We start from the raw sequence: 10,349 nt of genomic DNA, 5'->3' as shown, positions 1-10,349 counted from the left end.
AGGCTACGAATGCCTAAAGGGTGTGGATAAAAACATGAAAAGGGCGTAGCGATGTGGAAAATAAATATTTAAGTATAAAAGTATCGAGAGGATTATTTACAACCTGCCAGCGCCTTTCGGCGCTGCAAAATAAATCCGCCCCTTGACAGAAGCCCCGCCCCGTGCTATTCTTAACATAATTTGTAACTGTCCTGCATATTTACAGTTACCAGAATTTCATATTCCACAAAGGCTGTGAAAAGAAACAGTACGCATTTTGGAAGGTCCAGAGAGAAGACGGCTGGTGTGAGTCTTTCCTGAAAAAATGCAGAACCCCTCTTTGAGCCGCAGGCCGAACCGTTTCCTGCCGTATTTTCCCGGCAGCCATAAACGAAAGTAAGCCCCGCCGGATTCTCCCGTAACAGAGAAAGGTATTGGGCTTGGCCCTGTACCGTGAGCGCGGAATTTTTTCCGAATTTAGGTGGTATCACGGACCCTGAAGGTTCGCCCTAAGCCATTCCCCTATGATGCGGCGGGACGGCTCAGGGCTTTTTTTATGCGCTGTCCTCTTCTGCCGCCACCAGCGCCTTTATTACTATTTGTAACTGTTCCGTTTCTTCACAGTTACAAATATGCGCTAAGAAAAGGAGGTCTTTTTATGAAGCTTTCAAAACTAATCGGCGACCGGTTCCGGGAAACGCCCTCCGACTGTGTAGTGGAAAGCCACGCACTCATGCTGCGCGGCGGCTATATGAAATACGTGGCGAACGGCATCTATTCCTCCCTGCCGCCCCTGCGCCGGATCACCGGGAAAATCGAACGGATCATCCGGGAGGAAATGGATGCCGCAGACGGCCAGGAGGTTCAGTTTCCCGTAGTGCTGCCCGCCTCTTACTGGCAGGAATCGGGCCGTTATGACACCGTCGGCAGCGAGCTGCTGCGTTTTACGGACCGGAACGGTTCCCCTATGGTGCTGGGCATGACCCACGAGGAGGCCGCTGTTGCGCTGGTGAGGGAATACGGCGCCACCTACAGCCGCTATCCCTTCCTTTTTTATCAGATCCAGACCAAATTCCGGGATGAAGCGCGGCCCAGGGCCGGCCTGATCCGCGTCCGGGAATTCACCATGAAGGATGCCTACTCCTTCCACACCTCCCAGGAGGACCTGGAAGCCTGCTACCGGCGGTGCCACAGTGCATATGAACGTATTTTTGCCAGGGCGGGCATACCGGAAGTGATCTCCGTGGCATCGGACTCCGGCATGATGGGCGGGAACCTTTCCCATGAATTCATGCTCCTTACTCCCGCCGGGGAGGATTCCATCGTCCTGTGCCCCTCCTGCGGCTATCGGGCCAACATGGAGGCGGCGGAATGCATCACAGAAGGGCCGCCGGATAAAAAACCGGACAGCGCCCATTCCTCCCTGCCCCTCCCGGCGCTGACAGAGGTTTCCACACCTGGCGTCCATACCATCGATGAGCTCTGCGCCTTTCTGGGAATCACGGCCGCCCAATGCTGCAAGGCCGTTGTTTACCAGCGAAACCGGGATGATTCCTATGTCGTCCTTTTTATCCGCGGTGATCTGGATGTCAATGAAACCAAGCTCACCAACCTGCTGGGAGAAGAGATCCATCCCGGGGAAATCACGGAAGGCTCCGGCCTGCAGGCAGGCTTTATCGGTCCCGCCGCCCTGTGCGCCGGATTGCAGGGCAACGATGGTAAAAATGCAAAGCCCACCCTTCTGTTTGACCGTACCCTGCAAGGCAGAACCGGCCTGGTCTGCGGCGCCAACCGCACAGACCTCCACTATACCGGCCTGTGCATAGAGCGGGACTGCCCGGACGCGGTATACCATGATTTTGCCAAGGCGCAGGAGGGCGGCATCTGTCCGGGATGCGGCAGGCACACCCTGACCATATCCCGCGGCATTGAGGTGGGGAATATATTTCAGCTGGGAACCAAATACAGCAAAGCCATGCACATGCAGTACGTGGATGCCGACGGCGTTTCCCACTATCCCCTGATGGGCTGCTATGGAATCGGCATCGGCCGTCTGGCGGCCTCCGTCTGTGAAGCGCATCACGATGAATACGGCCCTATCTGGCCCATCACCATCGCTCCCTGGCAGGTCCATCTGTGCGCAATACGCAGTGACAATGCCGAAGTGCACGCCATGGCGGACGCTCTGTATGAAGAGCTGCAGCGGGCGGGCGTAGAGGTTCTTTATGACGACAGAAACGTAAGCGCCGGCGTCATGTTCTCCGATGCGGATCTGCTGGGCATACCCATCCGTCTCATTGCCAGCCCCAGAAACAGGAAGGAGGGCTGTGTGGAAATGACCCTCCGCGGTAACAAGGCCGACACCTGCAAGATCCCCGTCGATGAAATCGTCCTGCGGGTCAGGGAAAAAATAACCGCCCTCACGGCCGCGCTGCAGCCCTGACAGCGGTTGGCCGGGCTGTCCTCTTATGGAAACCTGTAACAAAGCTTCTTATTAAAATCTATAAAAAGGCCCGCCATACAGCCTCCTGTAGCTGCATGGCGGGCCTTGGGGAACCAGAAGGGGGCATTACCTTTCTGTAACCTTCATCACATAATCCGCCCCGCCGAAGCCGGGCGTGCCGTCCAGGCTTACCTCACACCGGACACCGTTCATAAGAACCACCGCCGGTACATCCTTCACCTCATATACAAGGTCAATATTTTCCTTGGCACAGTAAGCCTCAAACTGTTTCAGGAAATCCTCCTTTGAGGACGGTTTTTCCTTCAAATCTATCCGGAGCGTATAGCCGTTTCTGCCCTGGTTCATTTTTTTGGCCAGCTTCGAAAGATAATAATAATTCCCTCCGAAAAGCACCAGTAAAATTCCAAAATCCAGCCCGATTATCTGTCTGACCCATTCCGGCAGAAGATGTCCGGCTATTACCATCAGGAAAAGCGCGATAAAAGCCGTCCACAACGCCGCCATGCCGCCTATCACCTGTTTCCGGAGGCCCATCCACAGAAGGAATACCCCGGCCAGAACATCCACCGCCAACATGGGGAGCATCCACGGCAGCACTGCCGCCCCCAGCGTCCGGTAACGCAGGCTCACATAGAGCACCGCCCCGGCCCAGAGGATCAGTCCTACAAACCCGCCTCTTTTTAATATTTCAATCCGCACTTCCTCATTTATTTTTTCATTCTTCGTCATTTCACACACCTCATTTCGCTTCATCCAGAATCCTGTCGCGGACCTCTTTCAAATACTTCCTGGAAATATAAACGGACTCTCCGTTTTCCAGGCCGGCCTCCATCAGCCCATTGAGAATGGGTCTGTACAGCCTCACCTTATCCAGATTCAGGATGACGGATCTGGAAATCCTTATAAAGGAAGCCGGAAGCTGCTTTTCCAGCACATAGAGCCTTTCCCTGGTTTCGTACACCCCATCCGCCGTATGGACGGACTGTATCTCGTGGACGGATTCCACATACAAAATAGCATCGCTGTCAATCCGGTGAAGCTCCTCTTCCTTCCTGCAAAGGATCGACACCTTCCTCCAGCTGTCCGTCTCAATGTACGTCCGCAGCTTTTCCGTGGAACCGTCCTCCTTTGCCAGCCGCAGAAGCGCTTCTTCCTTCTGCCCTGCCCCGATGCTTTCAATCCTGACTTTCACGGCCGCTCACTCCCTTCCTGTGTCTGCTTTTCTTTTCTGATATAAGCATACCTCAAATCACCTGTGAAAATCCATACTTTTACAGTAAGTGGCATCCACAGGCCGGTATCCGGCCGCCGGCTGCCTGTTTTTCGCCTGACACGGCACATTTTCCCATTAAAAAATCCGGGATATTCCAAACCGAATATCCCGGATCCCGCCTGCCTGCCGACACAGACAGTTAATATGCCAATATTTCACAGCCCTCCTCCGTAACAGCCACAGTGACCTCCCACTGCGCCGACGGCTTTCCATCCTCCGTATAAATAGTCCAGCCATTTTCGTCATCCAGGTAAATGTCCGGCGTACCCAAATTTACCATCGGCTCAATGGTGAACACCATGCCCGGCACCATCAGCATCTCCGTCCCCTTCGGGGCCACATAGCTGACAAAGGGATCCTCATGGAACGCAAGCCCTACGCCGTGGCCGCCCATATCTATCACGATGCTGCAGCCGTTTTCCCTGGCATGGGTGTTGACAGCGTCCGACATATCCCCCAGGAAGGTCCACGGCTTCACAGCCGCGATACCCTTTTCCATACACTCCTTCGCCACGCGGACCAGCCGGCTTTTTTCCTCATCCACCTCACCGATTTGGTACATACGTGAGGAATCACTGTAATACCCCTTGTAAATGGTGGAGACATCCACATTTACAATATCCCCGCTTTTTAAAACCACAGCCTCGCTGGGAATGCCGTGGCAGACCTCATCGTTCACAGAGGTGCATACGCTTTTGGGATATCCCTCATAGCCAAGAGGCGCCGGAATACCTCCCAACTGCCTTGTTTTGCTCTCCACCAGCCGGTCGATTTCCTCCGTAGTCATGCCTTCCCTGATATTTTCCGCCACATAATCAAGCACTGCGATGTTCACAAGCCCGCTCTCCCGGATGCCCGCAAGCTGCTCAGGGTTCTTTATCATATCGTGCTCCGGGACCATATGCCCCTGCAGCGCGAAATGCTTTATCTTTTCATCAAACGCCTCATGGCACTGTTTGTATTTCCGCCCGCTGCCGCACCAGCAGGGCTCATTCCTTCCCAACTTTTCCATTCTCTGCCTCACATTCTGCCGGTAAACCATGACCGCCGGTAAACCTGGCTGCCGGTTTCCCCGGTGATTTACACGGCCGGCCTTTCCGGCCCTCCGCTTCTTCGCTACGTCTACCTATTATAGTCCCTGTCAGGGCAAACGTCAAAGCAGATATCTCCTGTCTGTCGGAATTTCAGCATAAACGCAGCAGCGCAGGCGCGCCCTTCCCGCCGTCCGGGGCTCCGGCAGCCGGACTGATCTGTTCCTTGTATTGACACTTTTCCCGAATTCCGTTATTCTTTTTATTATTGAAGGTCCGCAGGCCCCCGGTCCCGGAGGGGGCGGATCCGTGGAAAAGCGAGGTATCCCCATGCAGAATATAACCAAAACCGCCCTGGAAGCATCCTTGAAAAAACTTCTTTTAAAGAAGCCGCTGGACAAAATCACCATCCGTGACCTGACCGAGGACTGCGGAATCAGCCGGATGACCTTTTATTATCATTTTAAAGATATCTATGATCTGGTGGAGTGGATCTGCTATGAAGACGCCGCCCAGGCGCTTCAGGGGAAGAAAACCTACGATACCTGGCAGGAGGGGCTTCTCCAGGTGTTTGAAGCGGTCATGGAAAATAAGCCTTTTATTATGAATGTATACCATTCCCTCAGCCGCGAACAGATCGAAAGCTATCTGTTCCGCCTGACGCATGATCTGATCATGGGTGTGGTCAATGAAAAATCACAGGGCATACAGCTGTCCGAGACGGATAAAAATTTCATCGCAGATTTCTACAAATACAGCTTTGTGGGAATCATGCTGGATTGGATCAAGCAGGGAATGAAGGAAAATTACCATGAAATCGTAAACTACCTCTGTACCGCCATCCGCGGCTGCATCTCCGTATCCATCTATAATTTCAGCAGCCCGGATATCCTGGCCTCTGCTTTTTCCTCCTCGAAGACGGAAACCCCGCCCACGGATAAGCCCCGCGCTTAAACGGAAGCAACCACATTACAGCCCTGAAAATACGGAACTGTTACTGCATCGGCCCATTATAAGTCGCCTTCGGCGAGGGGCGGATGCCTGCTGCCAACACGTTTTCTCACGGTTTGCGCAGTAAATGCGAAAACCTGCCTGAATTGTTACGAACCGTTACCTATATTTTATCAAAACCGGCGCGGTGATAAAAAATTTATCAGATTTGATCGTTTGATAAGTTTTTTATCACTGCGCCGGTTTTGTAAATAGTAATTTTACTTTGTTACGGTTATGATAATCACATAAACAAACATTACTATTCAGTCACGCCATTCACAATTTGGCGGAGTACACAAACATAAAAAGAAAGGTGGAAATAAAAATGTCAAACAAATCAAAGGCAATCGGGGCTGCTTCCGTACTGGCAGCGGGCGTAGGGGCTGCGGCCTATCTCACAGCAAAGAAAAAACAGGGGGATAAGGCGGCTGACCCCAAAAAAGCTTCCTCCAACAACGGCTACCGCAACACAGAGCTTGGGAAATATGAAAAGAACAGCAAGGGAATCTACTATACCAATGGCAACTATGAAGCCTTTGCAAGACCGGAAAAACCGGAAGGCGTGGATGACAAAAATGCATATCTGGTCGGCAGCGGCCTTGCCTCCCTGGCGGCGGCCTGCTTCCTTGTACGCGATGGACAGATGCCCGGCTCTCACATTCATATTCTTGAGGCCCAGGATATTGCAGGCGGCTCCTGCGACGGTATTTTCGATCCGTCCCGCGGCTATGTTATGCGCGGCGGCAGGGAAATGGAAAATCATTTCGAATGTCTCTGGGATCTGTTCCACAGCATTCCTTCCCTGGAAAAGCCCGGCGCTTCCGTGCTGGATGAGTTCTACTGGCTGAACAAGCATGACCCCAACTACTCCCTCTGCCGTGCCACAAAGGAACGCGGCAAGGATGCCCACACAGACGGCAAGTTTAATCTGAGCCAGAAAGGGTGCATGGAGATCATGAAGCTTTTCATGACGAAGGATGAGGATCTCTATGACAAGACCATTGAGGACGTATTTGATGACGAAGTATTCAACTCCAATTTCTGGCTGTACTGGAGAACCATGTTCGCTTTTGAAAACTGGCACAGTGCGCTGGAAATGAAGCTGTATTTCCAGAGATTCATCCATCATATTTCCGGGCTGCCCGACTTCAGCGCCCTGAAATTTACCAAATTCAATCAGTATGAATCCCTGATACTGCCCATGCAGAAGTATCTGGAGGAGGCAGGCGTTGATTTCCAGTTCAATACGGAAGTCACCAATGTGGTATTTGACTTTAAGGACGGCAAAAAAATCGCTTCCCTTCTTGAATGCAGGGTAAACGGCGTGGAAAAGGGCATTGTCCTTTCCGAAAACGACCTGGTATTCGTCACTAACGGAAGCTGTACGGAGGGCACCATTTACGGTGACCAGAACCATGCCCCCAACGGCGACGCCGAGATCCGCACCAGCGGCTGCTGGAGCCTTTGGAAAAATATCGCAAAGCAGGATCCTTCCTTCGGCCATCCGGAGAAATTCTGCTCGGATATCGCCAAAACCAATTGGGAATCCGCCACCGTCACCACACTGGATGACAAAATCATCCCCTATATCACCAATATCTGCAAGCGCGACCCCAGGACCGGCAATGTGGTTACCGGCGGCATCGTAAGCTGTCAGGATTCCTCCTGGCTGTTAAGCTGGACCATCAACCGTCAGGGCCAGTTCAAGGAGCAGGATAAGGATAAGGTTTGTGTATGGGTATACGGCCTGTTCACCGACAGACCCGGCGACTATGTGAAAAAGCCCATGAGAGAATGCACCGGTAAGGAAATCACGGAGGAATGGCTGTATCACCTGGGCGTCCCCACAGAGCAGATTCCGGATCTGGCTGAAAACAGCGCGGTTTGCGTTCCTACCATGATGCCCTATATCACCGCATTTTTCATGCCCAGGGCAAAGGGCGACCGCCCGGATGTCATTCCTGACGGCTGCGTGAACTTCGCATTCCTGGGACAGTTTGCAGAGACTCCCAGGGACACCATCTTCACCACCGAGTATTCTGTGAGAACAGCCATGGAAGCCGTATACGGCCTGCTTGGCGTAGACAGAGGCGTACCGGAGGTATGGGGCAGCGTATACGATATCCGTGAGCTTCTTGACAGCTCCGTCAAGCTGATGGATGGCAAATCCCCTCTGGAAATCGAGCTTCCCGGGCCGCTCAACGCACTGAAGAAACCCATTCTCCATGTTATCAGGGGGACGGTAATCGAAAAAGTGCTGCGTGACCACAACGTAATTAAAGAAGGAATGATGTAAAGGATACCTGGCGGACCGCTGCTGCGTCCACCTTACAAAGGAATCCATCCCTGCCGGGCCGTTTCCCCGGCAGGCAAAAAAAGCTCCGCACTATCCATGAGTGCGGGGCCATTTTTATATTCTATATTTTTACTGCCCTGCTTATTCTCCTGATTTCCCGGCCGCAATCCTGGCCGCCAAATCCTCCAGATACATCCACCGCTCCATTTTCTGTTCCAGCAGGCTTTCCAGCTCCTCTTTTTCCTGTGTCAGGCTGTTGAGCCGGACAAAATCCGTGGCTGCGGCAGCGATATCCTTTTCCAGCTGCTCCGCTTTTTCCTCCATTGACGCGATTTCCGCTTCTATGGTTTCATAATCTCGCTGTTCCTGGAAGGTGAATTTCAGCTTTTTCGCCTTCATGTGATCCGGCTTCCCTTTTTTGCCGGAAGCCGCCCCATCCTGGCCGGAGGCAGCGTTTCCCCCTGACTGGCCCCGGCCGGAAGCCCCGGCCTCCGCTTCCGCCTGAAGCTGCGCCTCCACAGAGATACGCAGGGCATAATCCGTATAACCGCCCTCGTACTGCTTCAGCCTGCCGCCCTCCTCAAAGGCAAAAATCCGCTGCACAATCCGGTCCAGAAAATACCTGTCATGGGATACGGTTATCACAATCCCGTCAAAGCTGTCCAGATAATCCTCCAGAATCGCCAGCGTGCTAACGTCCAAATCATTGGTAGGTTCGTCCAGTATGAGCACATTCGGCGCTTCCATCAGCACCCGCAGCAGATTCAGCCTTCTTTTTTCCCCGCCGGAAAGCTTTTCTATCAGGCTGTACTGCTCCTCACCCGGAAACAGGAACCTCTCCAGCATCTGGGAGGCGGTAATGCTCCCTTCCTTCGTCTGCACATATTCCGCAGTATCCCGGATATAATCAATCACCCTTTTTTTCGGATCCATATATGCCGTCTTCAGATCAATACGCGCGCCTTCGGTATCCTCCGGAAGCTGCGTTCCCCCGGCAATGCCTGCAATTTCCTGGGCATAATAGCCGATTTTTATGGTCTGCCCAACCACCACCTGACCGGCATCAGGAAGCACCTGACCGATCAGGATTTTCATCAGGGTTGTTTTTCCGCAGCCGTTGGGACCGATAAAGCCCACCCGTTCGTTTTTCAGGAAAATATAAGAAAAATCCTCTATCAGCTTCTTCGACCCATAGGCCTTGCTGATATGGGAAAGTTCCAGGGTCATACGCCCCATCCGGGAGGAAACCGAGCCCATATCCACGCGTCCGTCGGCAGCCGGGCCGTCCATGCCCTTAAGCTCCTCATAACGCTGGATCCGCGCCTTCTGCTTGGTGGAACGCGCCCTGGCCCCGCGCTGCATCCACGCCAGCTCATTGCGGAGAATGGACTGGCGCTTTCTCTCGCTGGCGGCCTGCATTTCCTCCCGTTCCGCCTTCAGGGACAGATAGCCTTCATAATTGGACTGATAGGAATAAATGCTTCCCTTATCGATTTCGATAATACGGGTTGCCACGCTGTCCAGAAAATATCTGTCATGGGTTACCATAACCACCGCGCCCTTCCACTTTTGCAGAAAATCCTCCAGCCAGTCCGCCATATTATTATCCAGATGGTTCGTCGGCTCGTCCAGAATCAGGAGATCCGCCGGTGTCAGCAGCGCGGCCACAAGCGCCAGACGTTTTTTCTGTCCCCCGGACAGTTCCCCGCATTTCTGGGAAAAATCCGACACGCCCAAACGGGTAAGCATGGTCTTGGCCTGGCTTTCCCTTTCCCAGTCCTCCTCCTGCACTCCGCCTCCCGTCTGTCCGCCGCTCTTTTTATGCCCTCTCAGCACGCTTTCCAGTATGGTGTCCTCCGGCCGGAATACGGGCTGCTGGGAAAGGAAGCGCACCACCACATGATTGGCTTTTGTCACGCTTCCTTCATCCGGCTCCTCCAGCCCCGCCATGATTTTCAGCAGCGTTGACTTTCCCGTGCCGTTAATGCCGATTACGCCCACCTTTTCCCCTTCCTGCAGATAAAAGGAAGCATTGTCAAACAGCTTCCTTTCCCCATAGGATTTTGTTATATTTTCAACAGTCAGTATATTCATGGAAACCTGTCCTTTCTGTGTCAGCCAGCTGAATAATTTCTCTATGCTATCATAACCCGTATTTTCCTTCTTTGCAAATATAAAGTCGGCGTACCAGCGCCGAAAGGCGCTGGCAGGTTGTAAATAATCCTCTCGATACTTTTATACTTAAATATTTATTTTCCACATCGCTACGCCCTTTTCATGTTTTTATCCACACCCTTTAGGCATTCGTAGCCT

General features: G+C 52.8%; 7 protein-coding genes and 1 other annotated feature. Of the genes, 3 read left to right on the top strand and 4 right to left on the bottom strand.

Going from position 1 to position 10,349, the window contains the following annotated elements; all coding sequences use genetic code 11:
• The first annotated feature begins 225 nt into the window (after positions 1-225).
• Positions 226-494, top strand: a binding site (T-box leader).
• Positions 495-637: 143 nt separating this feature from the next.
• On the top strand, positions 638-2,422 hold the full coding sequence (locus FYJ45_RS27960; protein ID WP_154468247.1) for a proline--tRNA ligase: 1,785 nt from the start codon (positions 638-640) through the stop codon (positions 2,420-2,422).
• Positions 2,423-2,548: 126 nt separating this feature from the next.
• Here the strand turns inward: FYJ45_RS27960 and FYJ45_RS27955 are convergent, their stop codons facing one another.
• The 3 genes from FYJ45_RS27955 to FYJ45_RS27945 all read right to left on the bottom strand — a co-directional run bounded on the left by FYJ45_RS27955 (position 2,549) and on the right by FYJ45_RS27945 (position 4,728).
• A complete protein-coding gene (locus FYJ45_RS27955) occupies positions 2,549-3,172 on the bottom strand; it encodes a DUF4318 domain-containing protein (RefSeq protein ID WP_195842023.1) in 624 nt (207 codons plus the stop codon).
• Between the two features lie 10 nt (positions 3,173-3,182).
• Positions 3,183-3,635, bottom strand: a complete 453-nt coding sequence (locus FYJ45_RS31250; protein WP_154468245.1) for a LytTR family DNA-binding domain-containing protein — start codon at positions 3,633-3,635, stop codon at positions 3,183-3,185.
• Positions 3,636-3,855: 220 nt separating this feature from the next.
• Positions 3,856-4,728 (bottom strand): methionyl aminopeptidase, encoded by an 873-nt coding sequence (locus FYJ45_RS27945; protein ID WP_154468244.1) that lies wholly within the window; start codon positions 4,726-4,728, stop codon positions 3,856-3,858.
• A 349-nt stretch (positions 4,729-5,077) separates the two neighbouring features.
• Here FYJ45_RS27945 and FYJ45_RS27940 point away from each other — a divergent pair, with 349 nt between their 5' ends.
• Together FYJ45_RS27940 and FYJ45_RS27935 are read left to right on the top strand one after the other, a co-directional pair.
• Complete coding sequence (locus FYJ45_RS27940; protein WP_154468248.1) at positions 5,078-5,701, top strand: TetR/AcrR family transcriptional regulator; 624 nt, start codon at positions 5,078-5,080, stop codon at positions 5,699-5,701.
• Positions 5,702-6,065: 364 nt separating this feature from the next.
• Positions 6,066-8,036, top strand: coding sequence for an oleate hydratase (locus FYJ45_RS27935; RefSeq protein ID WP_154468243.1), 1,971 nt, complete (start codon positions 6,066-6,068; stop codon positions 8,034-8,036).
• Positions 8,037-8,177: 141 nt separating this feature from the next.
• Here FYJ45_RS27935 and FYJ45_RS27930 read toward each other — a convergent pair whose 3' ends face one another.
• Positions 8,178-10,130, bottom strand: a complete 1,953-nt coding sequence (locus FYJ45_RS27930; protein WP_154468242.1) for an ABC-F family ATP-binding cassette domain-containing protein — start codon at positions 10,128-10,130, stop codon at positions 8,178-8,180.
• Between the last annotated feature and the right edge of the window lie 219 nt (positions 10,131-10,349).

The sequence above is a fragment of the Eisenbergiella porci genome (assembly GCF_009696275.1).
Taxonomy (GTDB): domain Bacteria; phylum Bacillota; class Clostridia; order Lachnospirales; family Lachnospiraceae; genus Eisenbergiella; species Eisenbergiella porci.
This window is presented reverse-complemented; position numbering and strand designations above follow the sequence as displayed.

Excerpts from the sequence above, each read along its gene's own strand:
- FYJ45_RS27930 (WP_154468242.1), bottom strand. The coding sequence starts at position 10,130 with ATGAATATACTGACTGTTGAAAATATAACAAAATCCTATGGGGAAAGG.
- FYJ45_RS27960 (WP_154468247.1), top strand. The coding sequence starts at position 638 with ATGAAGCTTTCAAAACTAATCGGCGACCGGTTCCGGGAAACGCCCTCC.
- FYJ45_RS27945 (WP_154468244.1), bottom strand. The coding sequence starts at position 4,728 with ATGGAAAAGTTGGGAAGGAATGAGCCCTGCTGGTGCGGCAGCGGGCGG.
- FYJ45_RS27935 (WP_154468243.1), top strand. The coding sequence starts at position 6,066 with ATGTCAAACAAATCAAAGGCAATCGGGGCTGCTTCCGTACTGGCAGCG.
- FYJ45_RS27940 (WP_154468248.1), top strand. The coding sequence starts at position 5,078 with ATGCAGAATATAACCAAAACCGCCCTGGAAGCATCCTTGAAAAAACTT.
- FYJ45_RS27955 (WP_195842023.1), bottom strand. The coding sequence starts at position 3,172 with ATGACGAAGAATGAAAAAATAAATGAGGAAGTGCGGATTGAAATATTA.